The organism is Mesobaculum littorinae, assembly GCF_004011175.1.
Lineage (GTDB): Bacteria > Pseudomonadota > Alphaproteobacteria > Rhodobacterales > Rhodobacteraceae > Tranquillimonas > Tranquillimonas littorinae.
Window position 1 is genome coordinate 67,368 of sequence record NZ_RQXX01000005.1, and the last position, 26,572, is coordinate 93,939.

At 68.6% G+C, this 26,572-nt stretch carries 24 protein-coding genes, 1 tRNA gene and 2 pseudogenes; 15 read left to right on the top strand and 12 right to left on the bottom strand.

From position 1 onward, the window contains the following. Positions 1 to 16 precede the first annotated feature (16 nt). Positions 17 to 883: pseudogene (locus EKE94_RS19235) on the bottom strand (PAS domain S-box protein); the annotation flags it as partial. Between the two features lie 681 nt (positions 884 to 1,564). Here EKE94_RS19235 and EKE94_RS14415 point away from each other — a divergent pair. After that, entirely contained in the window at positions 1,565 to 1,786 is a 222-nt protein-coding gene (locus EKE94_RS14415; RefSeq protein ID WP_127907336.1) for a hypothetical protein, read from the top strand. A gap of 449 nt (positions 1,787 to 2,235) precedes the next feature. Here the strand turns inward: EKE94_RS14415 and EKE94_RS14420 are convergent, their stop codons facing one another. The 4 genes and pseudogenes from EKE94_RS14420 to EKE94_RS19240 form a co-directional block, all read right to left on the bottom strand. Next, complete coding sequence (locus EKE94_RS14420; RefSeq protein WP_127907337.1) at positions 2,236 to 2,496, bottom strand: hypothetical protein; 261 nt, start codon at positions 2,494 to 2,496, stop codon at positions 2,236 to 2,238. A gap of 94 nt (positions 2,497 to 2,590) precedes the next feature. Continuing rightward, the gene (locus tag EKE94_RS14425) at positions 2,591 to 2,905 is read right to left on the bottom strand and encodes a hypothetical protein (protein WP_407940916.1); all 315 of its coding nucleotides are present in this window, start codon (positions 2,903 to 2,905) and stop codon (positions 2,591 to 2,593) included. 1 nt (position 2,906) lies between these two features. After that, positions 2,907 to 3,074 carry a hypothetical protein gene (locus EKE94_RS18710; RefSeq protein ID WP_164870965.1) on the bottom strand — a complete coding sequence of 56 codons (168 nt, stop codon included), beginning with the start codon at positions 3,072 to 3,074 and terminating at the stop codon, positions 2,907 to 2,909. A gap of 46 nt (positions 3,075 to 3,120) precedes the next feature. Further along, positions 3,121 to 3,282 (bottom strand): annotated as a pseudogene (locus EKE94_RS19240) (hypothetical protein); the annotation flags it as partial. Between EKE94_RS19240 and EKE94_RS14430 the strand changes: the two are divergent. The 4 genes from EKE94_RS14430 to EKE94_RS14440 all read left to right on the top strand — a co-directional run bounded on the left by EKE94_RS14430 (position 3,281) and on the right by EKE94_RS14440 (position 5,023). Continuing rightward, positions 3,281 to 3,424: a LacI family DNA-binding transcriptional regulator gene (locus EKE94_RS14430; protein ID WP_127907339.1), complete on the top strand. Its 144-nt coding sequence runs from the start codon at positions 3,281 to 3,283 to the stop codon at positions 3,422 to 3,424. The pseudogene EKE94_RS19240 and the gene EKE94_RS14430 overlap by 2 nt on opposite strands. A gap of 383 nt (positions 3,425 to 3,807) precedes the next feature. Beyond that, positions 3,808 to 4,056, top strand: coding sequence for a substrate-binding domain-containing protein (locus EKE94_RS14435; protein ID WP_127907340.1), 249 nt, complete (start codon positions 3,808 to 3,810; stop codon positions 4,054 to 4,056). Positions 4,057 to 4,122: 66 nt separating this feature from the next. Further along, complete coding sequence (locus EKE94_RS18715) at positions 4,123 to 4,299, top strand: hypothetical protein (protein WP_164870967.1); 177 nt, start codon at positions 4,123 to 4,125, stop codon at positions 4,297 to 4,299. A gap of 328 nt (positions 4,300 to 4,627) precedes the next feature. Next, entirely contained in the window at positions 4,628 to 5,023 is a 396-nt protein-coding gene (locus EKE94_RS14440; RefSeq protein WP_127907341.1) for a (R)-mandelonitrile lyase, read from the top strand. A gap of 314 nt (positions 5,024 to 5,337) precedes the next feature. Here EKE94_RS14440 and EKE94_RS14445 read toward each other — a convergent pair whose 3' ends face one another. Then, positions 5,338 to 5,826 (bottom strand): RrF2 family transcriptional regulator, encoded by a 489-nt coding sequence (locus EKE94_RS14445; protein WP_127907342.1) that lies wholly within the window; start codon positions 5,824 to 5,826, stop codon positions 5,338 to 5,340. 130 nt (positions 5,827 to 5,956) lie between these two features. Here EKE94_RS14445 and EKE94_RS14450 point away from each other — a divergent pair, with 130 nt between their 5' ends. The 3 genes from EKE94_RS14450 (at position 5,957) to EKE94_RS14460 (ending at position 9,938) form a co-directional block, all read left to right on the top strand. After that, positions 5,957 to 6,874 carry an NAD(P)/FAD-dependent oxidoreductase gene (locus EKE94_RS14450; protein ID WP_127907343.1) on the top strand — a complete coding sequence of 306 codons (918 nt, stop codon included), beginning with the start codon at positions 5,957 to 5,959 and terminating at the stop codon, positions 6,872 to 6,874. Positions 6,875 to 7,723: 849 nt separating this feature from the next. Beyond that, positions 7,724 to 8,962 carry an NAD(P)/FAD-dependent oxidoreductase gene (locus EKE94_RS14455; RefSeq protein ID WP_127907344.1) on the top strand — a complete coding sequence of 413 codons (1,239 nt, stop codon included), beginning with the start codon at positions 7,724 to 7,726 and terminating at the stop codon, positions 8,960 to 8,962. A 364-nt stretch (positions 8,963 to 9,326) separates the two neighbouring features. Continuing rightward, positions 9,327 to 9,938: a YitT family protein gene (locus EKE94_RS14460; protein ID WP_127907345.1), complete on the top strand. Its 612-nt coding sequence runs from the start codon at positions 9,327 to 9,329 to the stop codon at positions 9,936 to 9,938. 249 nt (positions 9,939 to 10,187) lie between these two features. Here the strand turns inward: EKE94_RS14460 and EKE94_RS14465 are convergent, their stop codons facing one another. The 6 genes from EKE94_RS14465 to EKE94_RS14490 form a co-directional block, all read right to left on the bottom strand. Beyond that, entirely contained in the window at positions 10,188 to 11,840 is a 1,653-nt protein-coding gene (locus EKE94_RS14465; protein ID WP_127907346.1) for a tannase/feruloyl esterase family alpha/beta hydrolase, read from the bottom strand. Between the two features lie 281 nt (positions 11,841 to 12,121). Further along, a complete protein-coding gene (locus tag EKE94_RS14470) occupies positions 12,122 to 13,456 on the bottom strand; it encodes a sigma-54-dependent transcriptional regulator (protein WP_127907347.1) in 1,335 nt (444 codons plus the stop codon). After that, on the bottom strand, positions 13,453 to 15,351 hold the full coding sequence (locus EKE94_RS14475) for a sensor histidine kinase (RefSeq protein ID WP_164870968.1): 1,899 nt from the start codon (positions 15,349 to 15,351) through the stop codon (positions 13,453 to 13,455). Before EKE94_RS14475 ends, EKE94_RS14470 begins: the two co-directional genes overlap by 4 nt. Before the next feature lie 147 nt (positions 15,352 to 15,498). Next, positions 15,499 to 17,745 carry a TRAP transporter permease gene (locus EKE94_RS14480; protein ID WP_127907349.1) on the bottom strand — a complete coding sequence of 749 codons (2,247 nt, stop codon included), beginning with the start codon at positions 17,743 to 17,745 and terminating at the stop codon, positions 15,499 to 15,501. A gap of 73 nt (positions 17,746 to 17,818) precedes the next feature. Continuing rightward, entirely contained in the window at positions 17,819 to 18,811 is a 993-nt protein-coding gene (locus tag EKE94_RS14485) for a TAXI family TRAP transporter solute-binding subunit (RefSeq protein ID WP_127907350.1), read from the bottom strand. Positions 18,812 to 19,699: 888 nt separating this feature from the next. Continuing rightward, positions 19,700 to 19,789 (bottom strand) — tRNA-Ser (locus EKE94_RS14490). Between the two features lie 187 nt (positions 19,790 to 19,976). On the opposite strand from EKE94_RS14490, the gene EKE94_RS14495 reads away from it, so the two are divergent. The 7 genes from EKE94_RS14495 (at position 19,977) to EKE94_RS14525 (ending at position 26,505) form a co-directional block, all read left to right on the top strand. Continuing rightward, positions 19,977 to 20,843 (top strand): SPOR domain-containing protein, encoded by an 867-nt coding sequence (locus EKE94_RS14495; protein ID WP_127907351.1) that lies wholly within the window; start codon positions 19,977 to 19,979, stop codon positions 20,841 to 20,843. A 132-nt stretch (positions 20,844 to 20,975) separates the two neighbouring features. Continuing rightward, a complete protein-coding gene (locus tag EKE94_RS14500) occupies positions 20,976 to 22,136 on the top strand; it encodes a D-alanyl-D-alanine carboxypeptidase family protein (protein ID WP_206615094.1) in 1,161 nt (386 codons plus the stop codon). A 4-nt stretch (positions 22,137 to 22,140) separates the two neighbouring features. Continuing rightward, entirely contained in the window at positions 22,141 to 22,842 is a 702-nt protein-coding gene (gene tmk, locus EKE94_RS14505; RefSeq protein ID WP_235856045.1) for a dTMP kinase, read from the top strand. Then, positions 22,839 to 23,969 (top strand): DNA polymerase III subunit delta', encoded by a 1,131-nt coding sequence (locus EKE94_RS14510; RefSeq protein ID WP_127907353.1) that lies wholly within the window; start codon positions 22,839 to 22,841, stop codon positions 23,967 to 23,969. Before tmk ends, EKE94_RS14510 begins: the two co-directional genes overlap by 4 nt. A gap of 6 nt (positions 23,970 to 23,975) precedes the next feature. Further along, entirely contained in the window at positions 23,976 to 24,779 is an 804-nt protein-coding gene (locus EKE94_RS14515) for a TatD family hydrolase (protein WP_127907354.1), read from the top strand. Then, entirely contained in the window at positions 24,776 to 25,576 is an 801-nt protein-coding gene (locus EKE94_RS14520; RefSeq protein WP_127907355.1) for an MBL fold metallo-hydrolase, read from the top strand. Before EKE94_RS14515 ends, EKE94_RS14520 begins: the two co-directional genes overlap by 4 nt. Continuing rightward, positions 25,576 to 26,505: an AEC family transporter gene (locus tag EKE94_RS14525; RefSeq protein WP_127907356.1), complete on the top strand. Its 930-nt coding sequence runs from the start codon at positions 25,576 to 25,578 to the stop codon at positions 26,503 to 26,505. Before EKE94_RS14520 ends, EKE94_RS14525 begins: the two co-directional genes overlap by 1 nt. Positions 26,506 to 26,572: the final 67 nt, after the last annotated feature.

Consider the following 26,572-nt stretch of genomic DNA (forward strand, 5'->3'; position numbering starts at 1 on the left):
GCCGGCCCGAGGCGATCTTTTCGAAATCCAGCAGGTTGTTGATCAGCTTCATCAGGTGATCGCAGTTCCGCAGCGCGATCTCGACCGTGCGATGACCCACGTCGGACAGCGTGCCGAACTTGCCGCTGCGCAGGATCGACAGTGGCCCGTAGATCGACGTCAGCGGCGTCCGCAACTCGTGGCTGACCGTGGCGATGAAGTCGTTCTTCATCGCCTCGACCTGTCGCCGCTCGGTTATGTCGCGCACGACGCCCACGTAGATGGCATGCCCGTCATGCGACGACCGCTTGAGCCCCAGCTCCATGGGAAAGAACGCCCCCGACTTCCGCTTGCCTTCCAGGGTCGGGCGCTGCGACAGGATCTGCGCCTCCCGCTCGGGAGAATAGGCGGCGACGTAGTCCTCGAAAAGTTTCGCACCGGCGGCGGGCAGAAGCACGCGGACCGGCTGGCCGATCACCTCGTCCGCGCGATAGCCGAAGATCTCTTCGGCCGAGGTGTTGAAGGTAACGATGAGACCCCGTTCATCGACGCAGATGATCGCGTCCGCGGTGGCGGCCAGCACCGTCTCCTTGGCCGTATCGGCGTGTAGCGCCAGCAAAAGCGCGTGCTTCAGGTCGTCGTTCTTTTCACGCAGCGCGCACTGGATGCGGCCGATGACATGGAACACCACTCCCAGGACAAAGGGCGCCAGCGCAACGATCCCGTGGATCGGGTTGCTCTTTATGCGGTCGCCTACCGATCCCACGTCCGGCCGCAGGACAAGGTAGTCCGCCGTCAGGCCCGCAACGGGGAATACCAGTCCGAAGACAATACCGAACAGGGTATAGCCCGCAATCATGCTCCTTCCGCGGACCTGGATCCGCGACATCTGTTCGGCAGGCATGCACCAACACCATACTTGTTACGGGTTCTACCGACCATGTCGGCGGGGACTGAATATGGCGGTTCTGAGGCTTTGCCGTGATCGGGCCTGCGTGACCGGCGGGTGGGCCGGGTGTGGCCGACGCGGAATCGCGACGGCGCGGCGCCCCAGGTGCGGCTTAGCCCGCCATCCAACGCAAACCCGGGTCGCCGGGCGTTGCGCAGCGGCTCCGCGACACGGTGATCGGCTTTTCGCACCCCGGCAGCAGGGGGACGCGGTTTTCCGAGCAGACGTGCCGCCGCCGTGGTCGTGGGTGACGAAGAACGCCAGCCGCAGGGCCGTCAGCCGGGCCGTATCGCCCAACATCTCGACCCGCAGGCTGGGATCGGGAACGTCGCGGGCCCGGGGCCGCAACGGCAGGGAGCCGTTCTCCCTAACCTGCAGCCCCTCGGGGCCGGCCCAGTCGAGGTGCAGGAACGCATCCCGCTGAAATCGCCGGTCGCGAAGCGCGATCTCGCTGCTGCGGTCCGTCGACACGCGGACGGCCCAGTCGCCGGGCGCCGATGCCCGGCTCGACCGGCAGGGGCTGTCGTTCACGGCGATCAGCCCGAGCTCGCCCGTGGCGTCATCGGGCGGCGCGGTAGTCGGAACCGGCGCATAGAACCGGGGCGCCATGTAGCGCACCCGTTTCCAGGGCCCGCCATGGTCGAGACCGGCCCAGCCGGCCACGTGTCGTTCAGCTGCCAGTGCAGCCTGCCCGTCCTGCTCGGCTTGCTCGCGCGCCAGGACTCGATCGCCGCGTTCCTCGCCGGCCCCTCCGACACCCGGCTCAGCCACCTCATGTCGGCAAAACTGTCGGCAATCCGGAAAGAGCGCGAGATGGTATCGACGATGCGGCTGCTGCCGCCGACATTGCGCTGGTGAACGTCCATAACCGGGGACGACACGTAGCTTTCGCGCGGCTCGGCGAAGGTCTCGGTCGCGCGGTTCGACGGATAGGACTGGACCCCGAACGCTGAGCAGAAGCGCGGGCGCACTGTGCGGGCGCGCTCGAAATCCTTCGACGCCTGCCACACGTCCGAGACGTGCATGTCGCCCTAGCGATCATCGTGCCGGCCGTCGCCGACATAGATCCGCCCGACCGAGAGCGAGGAGGACCAGAGGGCGACACCGGGCGCCAGCCAGGCAGGCGCCGACAGCCGCTTGATCTGCTGATCCGCCTCGGTCCGGACCGAGGTCAGTCAGCCGTGATCCTGCGCGGGGGAGAGAGCACAGGCGAACAGGAAATCCTGCCAGACCAGCAGACCGAGCTCGGAGCGGATGTCGGAGGACCAGTCCACTTCATCCTGGCCGCCCCCGGACGCGGATAATGTTCATGCCGCCTCGCGGGCCGAGGTCAGAAGGTCGCGCCCGACATCGGGCGTGGCCCGTTCGGGCAGCGTGTGGACCGGGATCCAGTTCGCCCGCTGCATGGAGACGTCGCGCCCGTTGAGGCAGAAGGCAAAGCTCTGCCCCGTGTCGTTACGACCGGTCTCCAGATCGATCCGGCGCAGGCCGATCCGATAGCGCCGCGTCTTGCCGCCGAACGCCGCCGTCACGGCGTAGCGGTGCTGCGCCCCTTGCCCGCCGGCCACCAGAGCGTCGGCGTGACGATGTCGACCGAAAGGCGCGTGGCGTCTTGCCCCGGCAGGCAGCGAGGCGTCGCCTCGTAGCCTTCTCCGGCTTAGGTCAGCCGGGCCGGGCCCTCGACCGGGTCGTTGCGTGCCAGTGCAGGTTGGCCTCCAGCGTCACCCTGCCAGCGGGATGGTGGTGCTTTCGGAACATCACGTCGTCCAGCCGGCAGGCGCCGGTGCGGCGCAGGCGGATGCCGCCCCGGAACCTCAGCGCCGACAGGGCAATCTTCCAGTCCCGCCCGGCGTCGCACTGGGTCTTGCGCAGGAAGTCGTTGCGCCCCAGCCACGAGTCCTGCGCCTGGTAGGGCACGGGGAAGGCCCTGCGCGCCGCCCGCTCGGCCGCGGTCCGTGAAGCCGAGGCAAAGCGCACCTCAAGCCGGTTTCGCCCCCTGCCAGCAGGGGCCCATGGGGAAATCGTGGCGCAGGCCCTGGGTGTGGATATGGCCCGGGCTCTGGCTGTTCAGAACCACCTCGGCCACGCAGTCGATGCTGTCGAAGGTCAGGGGCCAGCCGTCGACGTCGTCCCCCGGTCTCGCCATCGAAGTCGAAGCTGGTCGCGACGCACCACGTGGCCGCGCGCACCCAGTCCAGCGACACCTCGGTGTCGCGCCGGCAGGGATCTCCGATCTCGCCCGCCGCGATCAGCGCGGAATGCACGTCGCCCGGCACGCTCAGGGGCATGGTTCGGGTGCCTTCGGAAACGGTCCAACCGGTTTCAAGAACGATCAGCGGGGCAGTGTCGGGCATGCAAAGGACCCTTCGGAAAGGGTGTGAGCTGGAATGGTCGGACGTCGCAGAGCGCGGGGACAGGTCCGTGGCCACCGTGTCGCGGTTCTTCAACGACCCCGAACGCGTCAGCCAGAAGACCCGCAAGCGGATCCATGAGTGATCAACGATCCGGGCTGTGCGCCGAACTTCCCGACCGGAATTTACGCATGTGCAACACCGGAATCATCCTGGTGCCGTCCCCCTCGGTCGTTGACACGGTCTATGCCGAGGTGATCGAGGGGATTACCCGCGTGGCGCCCAAGGCGGGCTATGCCATGCGGGTACAGGGCACCAACAGCGACCGCCCCGGCGATGGCGGTCTCGTCGACATCTCCAATTCACGGCAGGGGGACGGGATCGTGGTGATCGGGCACGCGGGGCAGCTGGGCACCCGCACGCGGGAAAATCCCCGGGCCGGCCTGCCCATCGTGGTCTGCGGCGAAACCTCGGACCCCGCTCTGGACCCGTTCCCGAAGATCGAGGTCGACGGCCGCGCCGCGCGAGATGTTGAGTTACCTGATCCAGATGGGCCACCGCCGAATCGCGTTGCTCAAGACGACGACACCGCTGACCGAGAAGCGCGGCCGGGCGAACGGCGACCTCGACGCGCTGGCCGAGGCGGGGCTGCCCGTCGACCAAGGCCTGATGATCAACGCGCATTTCAAGGCCTCCGAGGCCCGGCAGGCAGTTCCCGCGCTGATCGTGGCCAAGACAAGCCCCACGGCAATCGTCGGCTCGACCGACACGATGTAGGCCCCACTGGCAATTCCCCCGCTGACCACGGTGTCGCAGTTGGCCGCGGAACTGGGCGAGCGCAGCATGAAGGGTCAATTGCGGCTGATCGCGGGCAAGCGCACCCCCGACGGTATCGAGCACCTCGAACACCAGCTGATACTGAGGGATACCGTCGCCGCGGCCCCTCACGGGCCCGACCGCGGGCCCAGCTCCAGCCCCGGAGCACAGGAAGCAGCGGGACGGTTGGCAGAGGGGCCGTGACGTGGCCCCCTACCCGCCCTCATCCCAGAGACAGCGCCTGCAGGGGCGGTCCAGATGCAGGCGAACGAAGCGCTCCCTCGACGTTGTGCGGGGCCAGCCACGACGTGCAGACGGGCCTCACCCGAGCTGAAAGCGACGCCCCGCGTAACGGCATAGTTTCACGTGAACCGGCCCCGGCCGGGTACCCCGGGGCGGAGCCATTCCGACCCGGGGTGCGTTTCCCGCTCGTCGGCGGCTCGTCGGCGGCTCGTCTGGCGCCCCCGCCCCGACCCCACCCGGGCCATCTATCGCCGGCCCGAGCCATACGATCGAGAAAGGGATGAATTCCATGAAGATCACCCGTGCGGGCAGCACGCCCTCCTCCCCCGGGCCTGACACCTATTTCACCGGCAAGGTCCGGCTAGACCCGATGTTCCAGGCCGATCCGCCCGGGCGCACCAGCAGCGCGCATGTCACCTTCGACCCCGGCGCGCGCACGGCCTGGCACACCCATCCGGCGGGTCAGACCCTGATCGTCACCTTCGGCCGTGGCCGCGTCCAGCGCGACGGCGGCCCTGTCGAGGAGGTCACGACGGGCGACGTGGTCTTCTTTCCGGCCGACGAAAAGCACTGGCACGGCGCCGCCCCCGACACGGCCATGTCCCACATCGCGATCCAGGAAAGCATCGACGGCACCCCCGTCACCTGGATGGAGAAAGTCAGCGACGCGGATTACCACGGCTGAGCCTCTAAAGGCGTCTTCAGGACAGCCTCCGGTCGCCGGCCATTGGCGGGGCGAGGGGTAACCCCGGGGTCGAGACGGCGAGCAACGAGGTGCCCGCGCGCGCCCGGCGCCTGATGTGCAGCGGCAGGGACGGATCCGATGGCCTGTGTTCCCCCCGGGGGCGACGCGACGCTGATCACCGGACAGTCGCCGGGTCGCCACGACAGGCGATCCGGCGACGGTCCTTGCGCGGGGAGGTTTCGCCACTCCCTGCGACCTGAACCCCGGGACAGCACCGCGCGCGGCGTCCGCCGGCAGGGGCCGAAGCGCCTGCGCTATCCCGCGTCCCCGTCCGGCGTATGGCCCCCGCAGACGCGCCGCTCGCCCTGCGTCTTCACGTGGTCCGCGAAATCGCGCTCGAAATCCTGCACGACGTCTTCGACCCTGATGGCGGCGAACTGTGTCAGCAACCGCGCCTCTGCCTCGCGCAGCGCCGAGTCCAGCCGGGCATCCACCGCCTTTTCGACCAGGCAGTCCGATGGCTCGGCGGTGGGGCCGACGTTGAACAGGACCGGCGCGCCGACGGCCTCGTAGACATCGCGCAGCGTCACCTCGGTCAGCGGGCGTGCCAGCCGCCAGCCGCCGCCATGCCCCTTTTCCGACGTGACGATCCCCCTGTCCCGCAGCCCCGCCATCATCCGGCGCACCACCACCGGGTTCGTCGAGATCATGCCCGCGATCTGGTCCGAGGTCGCCCGTGCAACATGCCGGTCCATGTGGATGAGGACGTGCAGAATGCGGGACATACGTAGATCGCGGGGCATGGGTGGGTCCTCTGGCTGGGCCGCCCTCGCCTAGCACACCTTTCGCAACAGTTAAAGTTTCGCGCCTTGCCCCGCGTCCGCGAATCAAGTAACTTTCGGTGTTTCATCAACTGACAGGACGGGTGAGAGCATGGAATTCGACGTCATCATCATCGGGGGCAGCTTCGCGGGCCTTTCGGCGGCCATGCAGCTTGCCCGCGCGCGGCGGGCCGTTCTGGTGCTGGACCACGGGGCGCCCCGAAACCGCTTTGCCGCGACCTCGCACGGGTTTCCCGGGCAGGACGGGCGGCGCCCGGCGGACATCGCAGCCGCGCTGCGACAGGAACTGGCCGCCTACCCCACCGTGATGGTGCGCGAGGCCCACGCCGAAAGCGCACGGCGCGCGCCGCAGGGCTTTCGGGTGACGCTGGACACGGGCACGGATATCGCGGCGCGCCGCCTGATCCTGGCCCATGGCGTCCGCGACACGCTTCCCGACCTCCCGGGGCTGGAGGAACGATGGGGGGCAAGCGTCCTGCACTGTCCGTATTGCCACGGCTACGAGGTGAACCAGCAGCCGATCGGGGCGCTGGCCCGGAACGACATGGCGATCCATCAGGCGATGTTGCTGCCCGACTGGGGCCCGACGACGCTGTTCACCCAAGGGATCGTCACCCCGACGCCGGAGCAGCGACAGGCGTTGGCCGCGCGCGGCGCGCATATCGAGGAGGTGCCGGTCACCGGTCTGGTCGGTCCTGCCCCGCGGATCCAGGCGGTCGCGCTGGCCGACGGGCGGCGGATCCCCCTCGCGGCGCTGTTCGTGGCCCCCCAAACGGAGCTGTCCAGCAATATAGGTCCGGTGCTGGGCTGCGCCACGCAGGAGGGGCCGACCGGCGCCTATCTTGCCGTCGATGGCCAGCAGGCAACGACGGTGCCGGGCGTCTTCGCCGCGGGCGACCTTGCCACCCCGATGGCGAACGCGACCCTTTCGGCAGCGGCGGGCGTGATGGCGGGGGTCGCCGCGCACCGGTCGCTGATCTTCGACCCGGCGTTGGCCGACGCCGCCTGACGGCGGAGGCCGCGCCTGCCCCAAGCCGTCCAGAACGACAGGCGGCATCCGGGGCCCGAAAACCATTCCGGGCCCGGCGCCCTGGACCCTGGGCCGGGAAACCCCGGCGCACAGAGACCGCGTTGCCCACGGGTTGGCCGGACATGGTTCTGGTTCGTCAGCAGGCCCGGTCGTCAGAAGGAGTGTCTCTGACCGGGCTGGCTGGGCCGAAACCGGCCTGCGCGACACCGGCCACGGGCACCCGCGGCGTAACTGGCGCCGCGCCCGCTTGCCTGCTGCCGGATTGCTGCGGCTCAGGCGTCGGTCCCGCAGGCTGGCACACGGTTTCACGGGAAACGGGGGACGCGCTTGCGTCGGGTGCCGTGACCCGCCCGGGTCACCTTCGTTCCGCCCGGAACCACGTCAGCGACGGGCAGGCATTTCACTGGACGCAACCGCGTTCTATAGCTCCCAAAGCACTTCACTGCCCGGTCCTGCGGATAGCGGGCTGCGCGGTCTTCGATCGGAAACCAGGGGCCAATGACACCGCGGACAGATCGCACTTCCCCCCACACGGCCCGAAGGCATGCCGCCACCGTCTCGGGACAGGCGCGGGTCGGCATTGTCCCGACCGCCTGCCCGCCAAGGGACGCAGCGGATCCGGCCAGGGACGACCGCATCGCTGCACCCGATGTCCAAGACCCGCCGCCGATGCGACCCACCGCGCAGGGCCGCCCGATGATCGTCGCCATGGTCGCGTCCCCCGTCACCGGCCGGGCCTGGATACGACGCGAAGCGCGGCGCCTAGGGGTCGGGGCGTCGCAGAGCACCGCGCCGCTTGACCACCAACGCTAGCTCCGGACCCGTCGCATGGCAGATTTCCTCGTTCTCGGTGCCGGCATGGTCGGTGTGTCCAGCGCGCTGGCGTTGCAGGCGGCGGGACACGCGGTCACGCTTGTCGATCGCGGGGCGCCGGGACGCGAAACCTCCTTCGGCAACGCCGGCATCATCCAGGCCGAGGCGGCCGAACCCTATGCCCTGCCGCGCGATCCGCTGACGCTGATGCGCTTTGCCCTTGGCCGGGGCAACGACGTTACCTGGACGGCGGGCGGCGTGGCGGGGATGTTGCCCGCCCTCTGGCGCTATTTCCGCAACTCCGCCCCGGCCCGGCACGCCGCGATTTCGCGCACCTATGCCCGGCTGACCGCGCGGTCCACCCGGGATCACGCGCCGCTGATCGCGGCGGCGGGCCTTGGCAACCTCATTACCCGGGAGGGGATGGGCATCCTCTTTCGCGACCCGGCCGCCTATGCCGCCGCCGTGGCCGACGCGCAGCGCGTGCGCGACGCCTATGGCACCCGGTTCCGCGCCGTGACGGGGCAGGACTATGCGCGGGAGGATCCCGCCTTCCTGAGGCCGCCCGCCGGGGTGATCCACTGGCTGGACAGCTGGAGCTGTGCCGCGCCCGGCGATCTGACCCAAGGCTATGCCACGCTCTTTGCCCGGCGCGGCGGCCGCCTGCTGACCGGCGATGCCGCCAGCCTGCGGCAGGAGGGCGCGGGCTGGCGGGTGGACACGGCAGAGGGGCCCGTCGCTGCAGAGCATGCGGTCATCGCCCTGGGCCCCTGGTCGCCGCGGCTGCTGGCCAAGTTCGGCTACCGCATCCCGATGGTCTGCAAGCGCGGCTACCACGGCCATTTCACCGCGCCGCGCCCGCCGCTTCGCCCCTTTCTCGACGTGTCGCACGGGATCGTCGCGGCACCGATGGCCGGGGGGCTGCGCCTGTCAACCGGCGCCGCGCTGGTGGCCCGGGACAGCCCCGCCGATCCGCGCCAGCTTGAGCGGGGGCGTGTGGGGGTCTCCGACCTGATCGAACTGGGCCCCCGCGTGGACGAGCCGCAGTGGTCCGGCACCCGGCCCTGCCTGCCCGACATGCTGCCCCTGGTCGGGGCCGCGCCGCGGCATCCGGGCCTGTGGATGAACTTCGGCCACGGGCACCAGGGCTTTACCCTCGGGCCGACCACGGCGGCGATACTGGCGCAGATGGTCGCCGGCCAGACACCGGAGGGCCTTGAGGCCCTTTCCCCCGCGCAGCGCGTGGGGCGATGACACCTCACGGATCCGCCCGGCCCGTCCGCCCCAGCCGCGCCATGTCCACCCGGGGGACTGGGCGCCCACACTGCCGCCGATGGGCGCGTCGGCGGCCCGGGAGGGGCCCTGAACACCGCGGGTTCCGCCCATGGCCGGGACCACGACATCCGTCACATACCCTTGCACCCGCGGCATTTCCGCATGATGGAGCGGGGGCACCGTTTTGCAGCGCGGGGACCTGTCGCCCTGCCCCGTCCGCCGGACAAGGTTGGGTGGGCGAGGACGGAGTGGGAAAGAGGTGCGGCCTTGCGCGCAGCACCCAATGCCTGCGCGGCCCCCGTGCCTGCCCCGCGGACCGACACCGAACCGGAGAGATGAGAGAATGACCCTGAAATCGCCGATCTCGATCTACGACGCCCAGGGCCTTGCCTTCGGCATCCTGATGGCATCGCTCGGGGTGACGTTCCTCAAGGCCGCGGCGCTGGTGACCGGGCAGACGGCAGGGGCCGCGGTGCTTCTGTCCTACCTGCTGCCGCTCGATTTCGGCGTCTTCTTCGTGCTGATCAGCCTGCCGTTCTTCTGGCTGTCCTGGGTGCGCCGCAGCGCCAGTTTCACCTTGCGGACCATCACCGCCGTTGTGGGCATCTCGGTGGTCTCGCCCCTTCTGGGCGCCTTCATCCGGTTCGAGACGCTGCCACCCTTCCTGGCCGCGATACTGGCCGGGGCCTGCAGCGGCGTCGGGCTGATCGCGCTGTTCCGGCATGGCGCCTCGGCCGGTGGCCTGGGGATACTCGCGCTGATCGTCGAAGAGCGGACGGGTTTTCGCACCGGCTGGTTCCAGATGTGTTTCGACGCGGTGATCTTTGCGCTGGCGCTGCTGGTGTTGCCGCTGGACGGCGTTCTCTACTCCTGCATCGGGGCAATGGTGCTGAACGCGATCATCGGCTGGAACTTCCGCGTGGCGCAGGCCATGCCCGCGCAACAGGTGGGCTGAGCGCCGCCCGCCTGACCAAGGGACCCCGAGCGCCCCTTTCAGGCAAACGGCCGACACCGGGGGTACGCCCCGAAGGGCAAGGCCACGTCAGCGCGCCGTACCGCCCCCCAGCGTGGCCCCGCCATCCGTCGCCGCACCGGCCCGCCCCAGGCAAGGCGGACCCACGCCCGCCCAGCTTTAACCGGCCCGACGTGCACCGGCCCGAGTTGCCCCGCCCGATTTGCTCCGGCCCGACGTGAGGCGGACCGCTCACTCGCAGGCGAAGTTGTCCGCCGTCACCGTGTCGCCGCCCTGGTACTTCGGCTCGGCCGGATAGGGGCAGAGCGGACGCGTCGTGCCACGCACCGCCTCGGGCGCGGCTTCGTTGTCGTCGCGGATCGTGGCGGTCACGCGGTCGGGGGCCACGTCATCCTCGACCCAGTCCGTGAGCGCCGCAAGCAGGTCGAATTCATCGGCCGAGGCCCCGCCCTGGCCGTGCGGCATGCCCGGAACCGGGTAGAACCGCACGAAGCTGTCGGCCTCGGGGACATTCTCGCCCAGCCGTTCGACCCAGTCGACGGTGTCGTTGAACGAAAACACCGGATCGGACGTGCCGTGGAAGATGATCATGCGCCCGTCGGCGGCCTGGAACTCGGCCAGCTTCGGGTCGTCCGAGCCTGGCGGCGTCATGATCTCCATCGCGCTTTCGGGAAACGCTTCGGACGTGGCATCGATCTTCGGCGCGTCGGTGTCGAAGTCGAACTCTACCAGGAACTGTTGCAGCGCCTCGGGATCGCCCGCCATCTCGGTCGGCGGGGTGGTGAAGACCTGCGACAGCGATCCCGCGCCCATCACCGCGATCAGGGGCTGGTGGTCCCAAGGCGGGATATGGCTTTCCAGCTTCCAGAAGCGCCAGTCCTCGGACGCAAGGCCTGTATCCCATGGCCAGTCGCTGTAAAGGACATCGCCCGCCGCGTTGGTCGGCCCGGCATGGATCCGCTGCAGGGCGGCGATCTTCTCTTCCGGCAGGCAGGAGACGCTGTCATCACGGCTGTTGCCGTCGCAGATCAGCGCGGCGGGATCGAAGACCGTCTGGCACTGCATGGGGGCCGAGACGATGCCATCCTCAAGTCCGTCCAGATCGTCGCAGGCCGCGACGATCCCATCGGCCACGATGCGCATCTCGTCGCGGCTGAACGCCTCGGGCAGGGTTTCACCGACAGACAGGAACGTCTGAACATCCCAGGCATGCTGCAATGAGGCACGGGGAAGGTTGAACCCGGGATACCCGGCGAGGATCCCGTCGAACGCGTCGGGCATTCGGCTGGCGGCGACCATCCCGTGCCGGCCGCCGTTGGATCGCCCGTACCCGTAGACATAGTCCGGCGCGCGACCGTAATGCGCCTCGGTCAGGGTCAGCGCCACGGGATGCAGGGCGGCCACGGCACCGTATCCGTACATGCGCCGCGCCTCGAACTCCAGGCCGAAGGCATTCGATCCGGCCAGTCCCGCCTCGGGGTTGGCCTCGCCGTCGTGGCCGGCATCGCTGGAGACGACGGCAAACCCGCGCTGCAAGGCCGAGTCGTTCGTGGGGACGCCGGCGCCCGCGCCCAGCGCCGGCACGACCTTGCCGTCGTTGCCGCCGTTGAACTGGTGCATGAAGCGGCCAGACCAGTCGTCCGGCAGCCGCAGTTCGAAGCGAAGCGCGTAAGGTCGGCCGTCGGCGCCGGTCCGCTCGGCCATCGTCCCCCGGATCAGGCAGTGATCGACGGGGATCTCGTCCGTGGCCGCAGTCTCTGTCGCCTCGGTGATTTCGACGCCCTCCGGCGCCGCCCCGGCCATGTCGGCACAGGACGTCTGGGCGATGGCGGGCGCCGTCAGGGTCAGGAACGGTAACGCTGCGAGAGCGATGCGATGGGTCATTGGGTCTTCTCCTCCTGCCGGATTTATCTCCGTGATCGGCGGATTCTGTCAATCAAGGGCGGTATGGCCAGCCCTCCCCCGTGCCGAAGGTGTTTGGCGGCCGCGGGCCCAGACTGACGCCCCTGCCACGCCGCACGGCAGACCAGCGCCGCCAGGTCCGAGATCGGGGTCTACCCGCGCCGGGCATGTCTTTTGCAGTGATTATGCGGCCCCCAGGCCCCGACCCTTCGAGCCTTCGAGCCTTCTGCGAGATCGGCGACGGGGCCCACGAAGCTGATCGCTCAGCTCGAGAACTCCTCGCGGCGCAGACCATGTTTCTGCATCTTGTCGTAGAGCGTCTTGCGAGACAGGCCCAGCACCTCGTATGTCGCCTTCAGGCTTCCGTTCTGCGCGGCCAGCGTCGCGGCGATGATACCGCGCTCGATGCGGTCCATGCGTTCGGGAAGCGTCTGCCCGGCCGCCGTCTCGATCGGCATCTCGCTCTCCAACCCCAGAACGAAGAGCTCCGCGGCGTTGCGAAGTTCCCGCATGTTCCCCGCCCAGGTCCGGTGACCCAGCTCGATCAGCCGCTCGGGCGTGATCGCGGGTTCGGGCTTTTTGAACCGCCGGGCCGCGTCGGTGACGAACCTCTGGAACAGTCGGGGCAGATCCTCGGGCCGGTCGGCCAGCGCCGGAAGATGGATCGTGACGGGGTTGATCCTGTAAAGCAGATCGTCCCGGAACTCGCCCGCCGCGACCAGCGGCTCAAGCGGGGATCGGCTGGACGCGACAAAGCGCGCCTCGAGCGGCACCGGATCTGAGGCGCCCAGCGGCACGATCGCGCGGTCCTCTATGACACGCAGCAACTTTGCCTGCAGGGACAGGGGAACCGATCCGATCTCGTCTAGGAATATCGTGCCCCCCCGCCCGTGCTCCAGCCGGCCGATGCGGGACCGCGCGGCCCCGGGGAAGGCACCGGCGACATAGCCGAAAAGCTCGATCTCGATCTGCGATTCCGGCAAGGCGGTCAGGTTGACGGTGACGAAGGGGCCCTCCCTCCCCTGGCCGCTCATATGGTGGATCGCCCGCGCGACATGTTCCTTGCCCGTCCCCGTCGCCCCGACGATCAGGACGTCGATCGTGCTTTCGGCGATCGTCGCGACCTTGCGGCGCAGCTCTGCGATCGGGGCCGAGTTCCCGAGGATCAGGCTGTCGAGCGGGCTGTCGACCGTCGTGGTTTCACGCAGGTCCCGCAGCTCCAGCGTCATCCGGCGGTGATCGATGCCGCGCTCGATGGTGCTCGTCAGCCGATCCTTGGCGAAGGGCTTTTCGATGAAATCGAAGGCGCCCTTGCCAAGCGCCTCGACGGCGAGCGGGATGTCGCCGTGGCCGGTTATCATGACGACCGGTATCGCCATGTCTATGTCGAGAATGGCGTCCAGGAACTGCAGGCCATCCATACCGGGCATCTTGATGTCGGACACCACGACGCCGCCGAAATCCGGGCCGATCCGTTCGATCGCGCGGTCGGCGCGGGCAAAGGCCAGAACGTCGTGCCCCGCCAGTTCGAGCGTCTGGCTGAGCGAAAGGCGGATGTCCTCGTCGTCGTCCACAAGGATGATGTCAGGCTCGCTCATGTGCTGTTCCGCTGCGGTTTGGCCAGACGCAGCGTGACCGTCACGCGGGCGCCGCCCTCGGCACGTGTTTCGGCGACCATCGTGCCGCCGAAGTCGCGGACGATGTTGAAGCATATCGACAGGCCCAGGCCCAGCCCGCGCCCGACCTCCTTGGTCGTGAAGAACGGGTCGAAGATCCGGTCCGCGACGGTGTCCGGAATACCGGTTCCGTTGTCTTCGACAACCATCTGCGCGTGATCGCCCCGGGAGGTCGTGCGGATGGTGATGCGCGGCAAGCGGTCCTCGGGCACGGCGTCTATCGCGTTCCCGACAAGGTTCATCGCCACGTGCTGAAGCCGGGTCTCGCCGCCCATGACGACAAGGCCCTGCGTGCCCTCCCGCACGATCAGGGCCTCGGAACGCTCGATCCGACCGGACAGGAGGGCGAGCGCCTCGTCGATCACGGCGTCGATCTTGACCGCGTGCATGTCATTGTCGGACTTGCGGGCGAAACGGTTGAGATGCTTCGACAGTTGCGCCATGCGTTCCGTCAGCCTCAGAACCCGCTCAAGGTTGTCGGACGCCCGCTCGTTCTTGCCGGCCTCGTGAAAGGCCACCGCATTCTCGACATAGGTGCGAATGGCCGTCAGCGGCTGGTTGAACTCGTGGCTGAGCGCCGCCGACATCTGCCCCAGCGCCGCGAGCTTGCCGGCCTGGACAAGTTCGCGCTGGGTCTGGCGCAGCGTCGTTTCGGCCGCGCGCCGCTCCTTCACCTCGGTTTCAAGGGCAATGGTGCGAACCGCGACGCGGCGCTCCAGTTCGCGCTCCGCGCGCTCGCGCTCGTTCAACCGCTCGATCAGGCGCCGGCGCCGTCCCAGCGCAAGCGCGCCCATGGCCAGTGCGGCAAGGCCCAGGGAGAACGCCAGAAAGCTCCATGTCAGGATCGCACCGCGGGCCGGTGACGTGTCGTAGAGCAGGTGCAGGGTCCACGGGTTCTGGCTGAGCGCCTGGGTCAGGTGCAGATAGGTGCGCAGCGTCCCCGAGCCGTCTTGCGCCGGACCGCGGACAAGCGGCCTGTCCGGGCCCCAGTTGCCCGAAGACGCAATCGGGGCCAACGCCATGCTGGCAAGGTCGAAGCGCCGGGTCCGGGTGATCTTGGCCACGTTTTCCGGTGTCAGCGGCTCTAGCGACGACAGCCGCAGCTCTTCGAGGTTCGAGATGATGATCACACCGGTTTCATCGGTCACGAAGGCACCGTGCGGCGTATTGGAGAGGGCCAGTTCGAGCGGCTCGATCGAGATCTTGACCACCGCGACCCCGACGACATCGGCCCCGTCCTGCACCGGCGCCGAGACGTAGGACCCCCGCAGACCCGAGGTCGTGCCCAGCGCGAAGAGGTGCCCCGTCTCGCCCTCCATCGCGTCCTGGAAATAGGGGCGGAACGAGAAGTTCTGGCCGACGAAACTGACGCCGGTATCCGCGTTGGACGCGGCGACGGTGGTTCCGTCGGGCGCGATCAGGTAGATATCCGAAGTCTGCGTCCGGTCCTTCCAGATCGCAAGCTCGCGGTTCAGCCAGCCAAGGTCTTCGGCGGCGACGTTGTTCGCCATGGCATCGATGACACGCGGATCGCGGGCCAGAAGATGCGGCAGCGGCGAGTAGTGCGAAAACCAGCTATCGACCATCTCGGCCATGCCGGTCGTGGCGGTCCGGGCCTGCTCGGTCGCGCGATCCTGGAAGAAGCCGATCAGTAGCGTCAGAACCAAAAGACCGAATGCCGCGGCGACGACCGCGTAAAGGGTCAGCGTCCGCCAGACGGGCCGGCGGCGGCCCCGCCGCGGCTTCGCGGGGGTGCCGAACCCGGCCCTGGAGCTGCGGTGCGGCGCGACTGCGCCCGTGGCGGTTTCGTCGGTCATGACCTGTCGTCGCTCTACCATCGAGACATTCTTGAGCGGATTTTCCATCCACGCAACGTAGAGCGACGCTGACGGAGCACGGTCATTCCGTCGCCTGACGGCGATGGCGCGCGCCCCGACCCAGGGCGGGCGCGCGCCGCGGCACGATCAGCTCGTGCTTGTCTTGTCGCGACCGCGAAGCAGCTCGGTCGCCGAGATGGTCGCGTCAGAGAGACGGTGAATCGCGTAGGCGGCAGCCACCAGAGCCACGCCGAGAAGGTCGCTCAGCACCCCGCCCTCGATCAGGGACAGCGCGGCGAGGACCAGAAGCCCCCGCGTGACATAGCTGGCCCGGCCCAGGACGAACCACCCCTGGACGCCCGCCGACAGCAGGTAGACCCCGATGATCGAGGTGATGCCGGCCCGGATGATCTCGAACCACGTGCCGTCCATCAGGATCGCCCCGTTGTAGAAGAACATGAAGGGCACGATGAATGCGGCGATCCCGATCTTGAAGGACGCGACCGACGTCTCCATCGCGTTGGCGCCCGAAATTCCCGCCGCGGCGTAGCTGGCCAGTGCCACCGGGGGCGTGATCGCCGACAGAACGGCGAAATAGAACACGAAGAAATGCGCCGTCAGTGCCGGGATGCCCAGCTGCACCAGACCGGGCGCCACCACCGAGGCGGCAACCGCGTAGGCGGCCGTCGTCGGCATGCCCATGCCCAGCAGGATCGAGATGCACATCGCGAAGAACAGCGCCAGAAGCTGCGATGTCGATGCAAGGTCGAGCAACACCGAGGAAAAGCGCGCGCCGACGCCGGTCAGGCTGATGACGCCCACGATGATGCCCGCGCAGGCGCAGACCGCGATGATCTGGATCGACATGACGCCGCCCATCTCGAACGCCTTGGCGATCTTTCGCGGGCCCATGCGATTGACCGTCAGCCAACTGACCGCGACAGCGGCCAGCGTGGCGTAGACGCCCGCCCGGATGACCGAGTATCCCATGAAGAGTGCGAAGATCAGGATCAGGATCGGGATGAACAGGAAGATCTTCTTCATCAGGGCCCGGGTCGAGGGGATCTCGTCCTCGCTCATGCCCTCCATGCCAAGCTTCGCGGCCTCGAAATCGACCATGAAATAGACCGACACGAAGTAGAGAACCGCCGGAATGATCGCAGCGATGGCGATGTCAGTATAGGGAATGCCGGTGATCTCGGCCATGATGAAGGCGCCCGCGCCCATGATCGGCGGCACGATCTGCCCGCCGGTCGAGGCCGCGGCCTCGATCGCGCCGGCGGTCTTCTTCTTGTAGCCCACCTGCTTCATCAACGGGATCGTCAGCGACCCGGTCGCGACCACGTTCCCCGCCGAGGTGCCGTTGATCATCCCCATGAGGCCGCTCGCGAAGATCGCCACCTTGGCCGGACCGCCCCGCGCGCGGCCCGCCAGCGAGAAGGCGAAGTTGACGAAGTAGTCGCCGACCTTCGAGGCCTGCAGGAACGCGGCAAAGATGATGAAGAGGATGATGTAGGTCGAGCTGACCGCCGTGGTCGGCCCCAGGATGCCGGCATCGGTATAGAGCTGGCTGAAGAAGCGCCCCCATTCGATCCGCGGCGAATTCAGGAACCCGGGAAGGTATTGCCCGGTGAAGACGTAGAGCAGGAAGATCGCCGAGATGACGACCAGCGCAAGCCCCGCGACGCGGCGCGTCATCTCCAGGATCAGCGCGCTGCCCGCCACCGCCGCCATCGAGATGCCGATGGGCGCGAAGGGTGTGCCGGTCGAGTTGCGCATCAGCGTGCCGTAGATGGCGATCAGGTAGACCGCGACCGACACCGCGCAGATCGACAGGACCATGTCGGGGATGGCAAAGCCCGAACGGACGCGCCGGTGCCACCAGCTCAGCCCGATGCCCCCGAAGGTGGCAAGCCAGAGAGGCGCGCCGAATAGCCACGTCTCGCGGAACTTGATGGTCGGGTCCATGCCCGTCCACTGGACGCCGGAATTGATCTGCAGGGCGAACCAGATGGCGACGATCAGCGACAGGATGGCCGGTATCCCCAGCACCAGGGCGATGACGCCGATCGGCCTGGTCTCGTCGGCCCTATCCTTCGGAAAGCCGTTCGGTGCGTAGAGAAGAAAGCCCAGGATCAGCGCGCCGGCGACGTGGACGATGCGGAAGTTCCAGGTCTCCATCGGGAACGTGGGCAGCAGGGGCAGCCTGACCCCCGTCATGGACGAGATCGACAGGCCCGTCAGAGCCGCCATGTGAAACGCCGCGTAAAGGCCCGCGGCGATGGCGATGGCCGCGAACCTCCACCCCTCGAAGATGCGCCGGTTGCCCTCGACGACCTCTTCGTCGACGCCCTCGGCGATGTTGCGTTCTTCATCCGCTGTCGTCTGGGACATCTCGCTCCCCCTCCCAAGATGGTGATGGATCCGGGCCTGGTTGCCCGGGCCCGGATCCGGATGCTCGGGGGCGTCAGCCGCCGAAGACCATGTCGTCGGAAATCTCGACATCGGTGTTTTCGCGGAACCAGGCCGCGGCACCGGGGTGCCACGGCAGCACGGTGTTCTTCTCGGCGTTCTCGGCCAGCGTCGACTGGGCGGCACGGTGGATGTTCACCATGCGCTCGTTGTCGGACATGACCACGCCGACCACCTCTTTCACGAAGCTTTCGGGCAGGTCGCAGCTTGCGATCGCGAAGTTCCACATCGACACCGACCGCGCGGGCTCGGACAGGGTGGAATACGTATCGGCCGGGATCTCGAACTCCGAGACCGGGAACGCGTCCATCAGCTGCTGCTGCTCTTCCTCGGTGTAGGCGATGATGTTGACGTCGGTCTGCACCTCGAGCTGGCTCACAGCCGGCACCGGAATGCCCGCGGCAAAGGCGATCACGTCCAGAAGCCCATCCTGAAGCTGTCCGCCAAGGTCGGTCCAGCCGCCGTTGCGGCGTTCGTAGTTGACGCCGAGCGTGTCCATCATCCGCGGGAAGTAGGTGTCCGAGGTCGAGCCTGCCGGACCGAAGCCGATCCGCGCACCGTCGGGAATGTCCGAGATGCTTTCGATGCCGGACGAGCTGAGGGCGGTGACCGAGAAGGGCGTCTGGTACATCGGGAACATCGCGCAGGCGTTGGTCATCTCGAGACCGGGCGCGATCGGGTTGGAGCCCTCCATGCTTTCGCGTGCGGGGCCCAGGGTCGTCATCCCGAATGCCAGGTCCCCGGTGTGGACGAGCGCCATGTTCTGCATGGGGCCGCCGGTCACCTCGGCGCCGCCCGAAATTCCCAGCTCGTCGGCGACGAGGTTGGCCCAGCCAGACCCGTAGGCGAAGTAGGTGCCACCCTGGCTGGCGGTGCCGACGGTAAAGCTGGACGGCCAGTCCGTGCGATCCACGTCCTGCGCCGCGGCCGGAACGGCCAGCCCCAGCGCGAGCCCGCAGGTGGCCAGGATAGAAACGTGCGTGTTCATGTAGTCTCCTCCACTATCGACTGAGCTGCGCAGCATGCGCGCCTATGTCGCTACAGGGCTGATCAGACGAATAGCGGCCATGCAAAAACTGCAGGGCTCGTATTTCAAAGTATTCGCGCTGAAGAGGCCGGGACGTTTCCCGGCTCACCCATCCGGCGGATCCGGACGTGTAGAAATGCCTACACCGCGACCCTCCCGTCGGCCCAGCGGTGTCTTGCCTCGGGCGGCAGTTCCGGCGGGGCGCGCGTTAACTTCGGTAAACTTAGCGCGATTCGCCGACCATGATCCTCTGCGTCACCGGAGGACGGCAGAGGAATCTGCAGCCTCAGGCAGAGACGATGGCAGCTATGACCTCGATATCGAACGCGCGCCGCTTGTTCCGGTCGTCCCGCTCGTCCCGCGCGGTAATCTTGCGACCAAGACACCGGCACTGGTCGTTCGGTTGGACAGATAGGAGTCGCACAATCGGTCGTTTCGTCGAAGCCAAGCTCCAAAACGACGGGCCCAGTGCAGGGCCCAACTCTGGCCGGGACAGGAAGCGCGGGAAGTTCGGAGCGTCGGAATCACCGGTCACCCTTCCTGTGCAACCCGGTCTTCGTGGACGCCTCGTTCCGCGCCGACCGGAAAGGCAGCCTCAGCACGTCCTGCCTGCCAGCGCAGATCATGCCTCTCTGACGTTTGCCGCGATCTGAGCCCAGGCATTTCCCGTGCCGGGCCCGTCCCAATGCAGACCAGTACCGCAAGGGCGTATCACCCCCTGGCAACCGGCGCTGGAGGTTTCATCGCACCCGACCGTCACCCGAGACGAAGAATGGCCGCCTCAGGCAAAGGGCAGGACGGCGGGGTCAGGAAACAGTCCCGAGTGTCCTACCTTTTCTCGTCGGAAAATGGCGGAGGAGGTGGGATTCGAACCCACGGTACGCTTTCACGCACGGCGGTTTTCAAGACCGCTGCAATCGACCACTCTGCCACTCCTCCGCGGCGGCCGGACCGAACCCGGGGTGCCGCGGGCGTCTTGTGACACGAAAGCCGGCGGCGTTCCAGCGCCCGTCGCGGTCCGACCGCCAGCAGGGCGCTTTTCATGACGCGCCCGCGCCGTTAGACTTCGCCGCAACGAAAAGACCGAGGCATGGCGCGGCAATGATCCGCGCGGGGAGTGGGGATCATGATCAAGACTGGCGCGCTGGGACGGGCCGTGCTGCTGGCGGGGCTCGTGACCCTCGCGGCGTGCGAAGACGGCGGCGGACTGAAGCTGGGCCTCGGAGGCAGCGGCGACGACGACGCCGTGGCCACTGCACCCGCCACCCGAGCCTCGGTCGAGCGTGACGTCGAAGCGCCCGAGGTGTTCCAGGTGACCGACAGCGGGCTCTGGGACGGGCGCCCGTCGCTGGGCGGCGTCTGGGTCGCGCATCCGGAGGTCGACGAACCCGAGCGCGTGATCATCCGCAATCCGGCCAACGACAGCTTTGTCATCGGGGCCCTGTTCCGGCGCGAGCGCAACAACCCGGGGCCGGTGCTGCAAGTCTCCTCGGACGCCGCCGAGGCGCTGGGAATGATCGCGGGCCAGCCGCAGAAGCTGAACGTCACCGCCCTGCGCCGCGAAGAGACCGAGGCCCCGGTGCCCACCCCCGGCACCGCGCCGCAGGCGGTGGATCCCGACGACCCCGACGCGCCGGCGCCCGAAACCGCGCTGGCGGCGGCCGACACGATCTCGACCACCCCGCTCGACAGCGCGGGCAGTGCCCCGATGCCCGCGCCGACGCCCTCTGCCGCACCCGCGGCCGGAGCAACGTCGTCACTGTCGCGGCCGTTCATCCAGATCGGCATCTTCTCGGTCGAGCAGAACGCACAGAACGCGGCGGCCTCGCTGCGCAACATCGGCGTGACACCGACGGTGCGCACCCAGCAGCTTCAGGGCAAGTCCTATTGGCGCGTGGTCGCCGGACCGGCGACGACCGCGACCGAGCGTGACGCGCTTCTCGCGAAAGTGAAGGGGCTGGGCTACAACGATGCCTATTTCGTGGCAGACTAGGGTGCCCGCAGCACGTATCCCGGCCGCAAGAGGTCGGGCCACGGCTCTTCGCCACGGCCCGACCCGACGTGACCAGATCCGCCGCGGAGCCTCCGCGTGCCGCCAGACAACAGCAGGAGACGCCTCCAGATGATCGCGCTCGCCCGCCTTCTTTCCCTTGCCACGGTGATGGCCATGCTGGCCCTGCCCGCCCGGGCCGCCTTCGACACCCGCGCCGGCGCGGCCTGGGTCTACGACCTGACCACCGGCACCGTGCTGATGTCGAAAGAGGCAGACGTGCCGCTGCCGCCGGCCTCGATGTCGAAGCTGATGACGCTCAACATGCTGTTCGAGGCCCTGCGCGACGGTCGGGTGACGATGGAGACGCGCTTTGCCGTGTCGTCCAAGGCGCGGGCGATGGGCGGCTCGTCGATGTTCCTGAACGAAAACGACCGCCCCACGGTCGAGCAGCTCGTCCAGGGCATCATCGTGCAATCGGGCAACGACGCCTGCGTGGTGGTGGCAGAGGGCCTCGCCGGGTCCGAGGACGCCTTTGCCCGGCTGATGAACCAGCGGGCCGAGGATCTGGGGATGGACAATTCCACCTTCGCCAACGCCAGCGGCTGGCCGAACCCGAACCAGCGGATGAGCATGCACGACCTCGGCATCCTCGCCGTCCGCCTGATCGAGGGGTTCCCGGAATATTACGGCTATTTCGCGCAGAAGAGCTTTGAATTCGACGGCCGCGTGCCGACCAACCACAACAACCGCAACCCGCTACTGGGCCTGGGCATCGGGGCGGACGGGCTCAAGACCGGCCACACGCAGGAGGCGGGATACGGGCTTGTCGGTTCGGCCAGTCAGGGCACGCGGCGCATCGTCTTCGTGATCTCGGGCCTGCCGAACGAGACCGCGCGCGCCGAAGAGGCCGAGCGCATCGTATCCTGGGCCTTCCGCCAGTTCGTCGAGAAGACCGTGGTCAAAGAGGGTACCCGGATCACCACCGCCGATGTGTGGATGGGCGAACATCGCACCGTCGACCTGGTGGTACCCGAGCAGATTTCGCTGCTGCTGCCCGCCCTGCAGCAAGAGGCGATCACCGCGCAGGTGACCTATACCACCCCCTTCGAGGCGCCGATCGCCGAGGGGCAGGAACTGGGCGAGCTGGTGATCCCGCTGGACGGCCTGCCCGAAACCCGGGTGCCGCTGGTCGCCGCCCGCGCGGTGCCCAAGGGCGGGTTCGTCCCCCGGCTGAAGACCGCCGCAGGCGTGCTGATGCGCGATTGGGTCGGCGAAACGCCCGACCTCTGGTGATCCGGTGACGCGTCAGGCGATCAGCCGGGCCGGGGCACCCGCTCCGCGCTTCATCTCTTTCGAAGGCATCGACGGCTCGGGCAAGTCGACGCAGGCGCGGCGGCTGGCCGAAACCCTGCGCGCGGCCGGACACGAGGTCGTGCTGACGCGCGAACCCGGCGGATCGCCGGGGGCCGAGGAGGTTCGGCGCCTGCTGCTTGAAGGCGATCCAGACCGCTGGTCGGCCGAGACCGAGATCCTGCTTTTCACCGCCGCCCGGCGCGATCACCTGGAACGGACGATCCGGCCCGCGCTGGACCGCGGTGCGGTGGTGATCTGCGACCGCTTCGCCGATTCCACCCGGCTTTACCAGGGCGCGCGCGGCGACGACCTGCGCGACAAGGTCGATGCGCTGCACGCGCTGATGATCGGGGTCGAACCCGACCTGACCGTCCTGATCGACGTCGCCCCCGAAACCGGCCTCGCCCGCGCCGTGGCGCGTCACGGCGGCGAGATGCGTTTCGAAAGCTTCGGCGCCGAGCTGCAGCGCACCATGCGCGCCGGGTTCCTCGACCTGGCCGAGACGGCGCCCGGCCGCTTCGTGGTCTTCGACGGCGACACCGCGCCCGGGGACCTGGCCAAGCAGATCGGCGACCTCGTCCTGCCCCGCCTCGGCCGGGCTTCGGGCTCCCCCTCCGACACCCCCAGCACCCCGGACCGGGCATGAGCGACGAGGACATCCCCGAACCCGACCGCGTTCCCGGCGCGCCGCACCCGCGCGAGACGCGGGCGCTTTACGGTCAGGACGCCGCCGAAGCCGAATTCCTGCGCGCCTATGCCAGCGGACGGCTGCATCACGCGTGGCTGCTGACCGGCCCGCGCGGCGTGGGCAAGGCGACGCTGGCCTGGCGCATCGCGCGGTTCCTCCTGGCCCAGCCCGATGCGGGTCCCGGCCTTCCGGTCGCGCCCGAACCGCCCGCGACATTGGACGTGCCAGCCGACCACCCGGTCGCGCGGCGGGTGGCGGCACTGTCCGAACCGGGTCTGTTCCTCCTGCGACGCGCCTGGGACGACAAGGCCAAGCGGCTGAAACAGGTCATCACCGTGGACGAGGCGCGGCGCCTGCGCGGCTTCTTCTCCATGTCCTCGGCCGATGGCGGGCGGCGCGTTGTGATCGTCGACCCGGCGGACGAAATGAACCCCTCGGCGGCCAATGCCCTTCTGAAGGTGCTGGAGGAACCGCCCGCCCGCGCGACTTTCCTGCTGGTGTCGCACGCGCCCGACCGTCTGCTGCCCACGATCCGCTCGCGCTGCCGCACCCTGCGGCTGTCTCCCCTGCCCGTCCCGGATGTCGAGGCCGCTCTGGCCGCCGCGGGCTTCACGCCCGAGGACGGTGACGCCGCGCGCCTTGCCGCGCTCAGCCAGGGGTCGGTGGGCGAGGCGCTGCGGCTGCAGCAGCTGGACGGCCCCGACCTTTACGCCGACCTTGCCGCGACCCTGCACGAAGCGCCGCGGATGGACCGTCCCCGGGCGCTGAAGCTTGCCGACAGCATGGTGGGCCGCGATGCCGCGCCGCGCTTCGAACTGGCGCTTCACCTGATCGACACGCTGCTGGCCCGCCTCGCCCGCACCGGCGCGGGACTGCCACCGCCGGTCGAGGCCGTGCCGGGCGAGGCCGAGCTTCTGGCCCGCCTTGCGCCCGACCATGCGGCGGGGCGCATCTGGGCGGATCTCAGCCAAAGCCTGGGCGCGCGGGGTCGGCACGGGCGGGCGGTCAACCTTGACCCTTCCGCCCTTCTCCTCGATATGGTGCTCAGCATCAACGACACGGCGGCCAGAGCCGCCCCGCGCTGAGGTCACATGCCCGAACCCCGGATCACCGACAGCCACTGCCACCTCGATTTCCCCGATTTCGACGATGAGCGGCCGCAGGTGATCGCCCGCGCCCACGAGGCCGGCGTCGCCCGCATGGTGACGATCTGCACCCGCCTGCGCACCGAACCGCAGGTCCGCGCCATCGCCGAGGCCAACCCCACCGTCTTCTACGCCGCGGGCACCCACCCGATGAGCGCCGCGGAAGAGCCGATGGCTACGGCGGACGAATTGACGCAGATCGCCCGGCACCCCAAGATGGTGGGCATCGGCGAAACCGGGCTCGACTATCACTATACCGCCGAGACGGCTTCGGTGCAGCAGGAGTCCCTGCGCATCCATATCGAGGCCGCGCGCCGCACCGGCCTGCCGCTGATCATCCACGCCCGCGCGGCGGATGACGACATGGCCCGCATCCTGACCGAGGAACACCGCGCCGGCGCCTATTCCTGCGTCATGCACTGCTTTTCGTCGTCGCGCGCGCTGGCCGAGGCTGCGCTGGGCCTGGGGTTCTACCTGTCGATGTCCGGCATCTCGGCCTTTCCCAAAAGCGGCGAGCTGCGCGACATCTTCGCGGCAGCCCCGCTCGACCGGATCCTGGTCGAAACCGACAGCCCCTACCTTGCCCCCCCGCCGCATCGCGGCAAGCGCAACGAACCCGCCTACACCGCGCACACCGCGCGGGTGGGGGCCGAGGTCTTCGGGCTGGACTACGCCGAGTTCGCCGCCGCGACCGAGGCCAATTTCGACCGTCTCTTCACCAAGGTCGCCGCGTGGGAGCATGCGGCGTGAGCGGTGAGCTTCGCTTTACCATCCTGGGCTGCGGGTCCTCGGGCGGCGTGCCCCGGCTGGGCGGCCACTGGGGCGAGTGCGATCCCGCGGACCCCCGCAACGCGCGCCGCCGCTGCTCCATGCTGGTCGAACGCGAAACCGCGCAGGGCACCACGCGGGTCCTGATCGACACCTCGCCCGACCTGCGCGCCCAGCTTCTGGATGCCGGCGTGGGCGAGCTCGATGCCGTGGTCTACACCCATTCCCACGCCGACCACGTCCACGGGCTGGACGACCTGCGCATGGTCGTCTTCAACACCCGGCAGCGGCTGTCGGTCTGGGCCGACGCCGACACCCGCGACAGCCTGCTGGGCCGCTTCGGCTATGCCTTCGTGCAACCCGAAGGGTCGAGCTATCCGCCGATCCTCGACATGAACCTGATCGACGGCGACGTGACCGTGACCGGGGCGGGCGGCGATATCGCGCTGACGCCCTTCCGCGTGTCTCACGGCGCGATCGACGCGCTGGGGTTCCGGGTCGCGGGGCTTGCCTACCTGCCCGACGTGGCGCAGATCCCCGACGCGGCATGGCCCGCGCTGCAGGGGCTTGACTGCTGGGTTGTGGACGCGCTGCGCCGGACGCCGCACCCGACGCATTCGCACCTCGCCCAGACGCTCGACTGGATCGACCGGGTGGCGCCGGCCCGTGCGGTGCTGACGAACATGCATATCGACATGGATTACGCGACGGTCGCGGCCGAGACGCCCGACCACGTCACCCCCGCTTTCGACGGGATGGTGATCGCCTACCCGCTCTGATGCAGGCGCTGATCGAAGTCATCCTGCCCGTCTTTCTGGTCATCGGCTTCGGCTACGTCGCGGTGTGGCGCCGTCTCTTCGACGACAGCGCCGTCGCGGGGCTGATGCGGTTCACCCAGAACTTCGCGATCCCCTGCCTGCTGTTTCGTGCCATCTCGACGCTCGACCTGGGGCAGGAATTCGCGCCGAACCTGCTGGCGTCGTTCTATGCCGGGGCGGCGGCGGGGTTCGTCGCGGGGCTTGTCGGCGGGCGGTTCCTCTTTCACCGCAGCTGGGAGGACGCGGTCGCTTTCGGCTTTTGCGGCATGTTCTCCAACTCGGCGCTTCTGGGGCTCCCCATCGCCGAACGCGCCTTCGGGACTGACGCGCTGCGCTACAACTATGCCATCATCGCGATCCACTCGCCCGTCTGCTACGGCGTGGGCGTCACGGTGATGGAGATGGTGCGCAACCGCGGGGGGCGGCTGCGCGACACCGCGCGGCGGATCGTCGGATCGATGCTGCACAACGCGCTGGTGATCGGCATCGGCCTGGGGTTCGTGGTCAACCTCTCGGGGCTGGACATGCCCGGAATCGTCACCGACGCCATCGACCTGATGGTCCGCGCGGCGATCCCCGCGGCGCTCTTCGGTCTTGGCGGGGTGCTCTATCGCTACCGGCCCGAGGGCGATCTGCGCGCGATCCTGTGGGTCTGCCTGTGTTCGCTGATCGTCCATCCCATGGTCACCTACGGACTGGGCCGGGCCTTTGGGCTGGGCGTGGACCCGATGCGCGCCGCGGTCATCACCGCGGCGATGGCGCCGGGGGTGAACACCTACATCTTTGCCAACCTCTACGGGACGGCCCGCCGCGTCGCGGCCTCGGGCGTGCTGGTCGGCACCGGCGCGTCGATCCTGTCGGTCTGGCTGTGGCTGACGATCCTGCCCTGAAACCGGCAGGCCTGGCGTCTGGGGACAAGCCATCCCCCGCCCGCAGGCGGCCGCGCAAGGATCGCGG

Bases quoted from the DNA above. Each gene is read 5' to 3' on its own strand.
- EKE94_RS14415 (WP_127907336.1), top strand. From the start codon at position 1,565: ATGGTCGAGACCGGCCCAGCCGGCCACGTGTCGTTCAGCTGCCAGTGC.
- EKE94_RS18710 (WP_164870965.1), bottom strand. From the start codon at position 3,074: ATGGCGAGACCGGGGGACGACGTCGACGGCTGGCCCCTGACCTTCGAC.
- EKE94_RS14430 (WP_127907339.1), top strand. From the start codon at position 3,281: ATGCAAAGGACCCTTCGGAAAGGGTGTGAGCTGGAATGGTCGGACGTC.
- EKE94_RS14435 (WP_127907340.1), top strand. From the start codon at position 3,808: ATGTTGAGTTACCTGATCCAGATGGGCCACCGCCGAATCGCGTTGCTC.
- EKE94_RS18715 (WP_164870967.1), top strand. From the start codon at position 4,123: ATGAAGGGTCAATTGCGGCTGATCGCGGGCAAGCGCACCCCCGACGGT.
- EKE94_RS14440 (WP_127907341.1), top strand. From the start codon at position 4,628: ATGAAGATCACCCGTGCGGGCAGCACGCCCTCCTCCCCCGGGCCTGAC.
- EKE94_RS14445 (WP_127907342.1), bottom strand. From the start codon at position 5,826: ATGCCCCGCGATCTACGTATGTCCCGCATTCTGCACGTCCTCATCCAC.
- EKE94_RS14450 (WP_127907343.1), top strand. From the start codon at position 5,957: ATGGAATTCGACGTCATCATCATCGGGGGCAGCTTCGCGGGCCTTTCG.
- EKE94_RS14455 (WP_127907344.1), top strand. From the start codon at position 7,724: ATGGCAGATTTCCTCGTTCTCGGTGCCGGCATGGTCGGTGTGTCCAGC.
- EKE94_RS14460 (WP_127907345.1), top strand. From the start codon at position 9,327: ATGACCCTGAAATCGCCGATCTCGATCTACGACGCCCAGGGCCTTGCC.
- EKE94_RS14465 (WP_127907346.1), bottom strand. From the start codon at position 11,840: ATGACCCATCGCATCGCTCTCGCAGCGTTACCGTTCCTGACCCTGACG.
- EKE94_RS14470 (WP_127907347.1), bottom strand. From the start codon at position 13,456: ATGAGCGAGCCTGACATCATCCTTGTGGACGACGACGAGGACATCCGC.
- EKE94_RS14475 (WP_164870968.1), bottom strand. From the start codon at position 15,351: ATGACCGACGAAACCGCCACGGGCGCAGTCGCGCCGCACCGCAGCTCC.
- EKE94_RS14480 (WP_127907349.1), bottom strand. From the start codon at position 17,745: ATGTCCCAGACGACAGCGGATGAAGAACGCAACATCGCCGAGGGCGTC.
- EKE94_RS14485 (WP_127907350.1), bottom strand. From the start codon at position 18,811: ATGAACACGCACGTTTCTATCCTGGCCACCTGCGGGCTCGCGCTGGGG.
- EKE94_RS14495 (WP_127907351.1), top strand. From the start codon at position 19,977: ATGATCAAGACTGGCGCGCTGGGACGGGCCGTGCTGCTGGCGGGGCTC.
- EKE94_RS14510 (WP_127907353.1), top strand. From the start codon at position 22,839: ATGAGCGACGAGGACATCCCCGAACCCGACCGCGTTCCCGGCGCGCCG.
- EKE94_RS14515 (WP_127907354.1), top strand. From the start codon at position 23,976: ATGCCCGAACCCCGGATCACCGACAGCCACTGCCACCTCGATTTCCCC.
- EKE94_RS14525 (WP_127907356.1), top strand. From the start codon at position 25,576: ATGCAGGCGCTGATCGAAGTCATCCTGCCCGTCTTTCTGGTCATCGGC.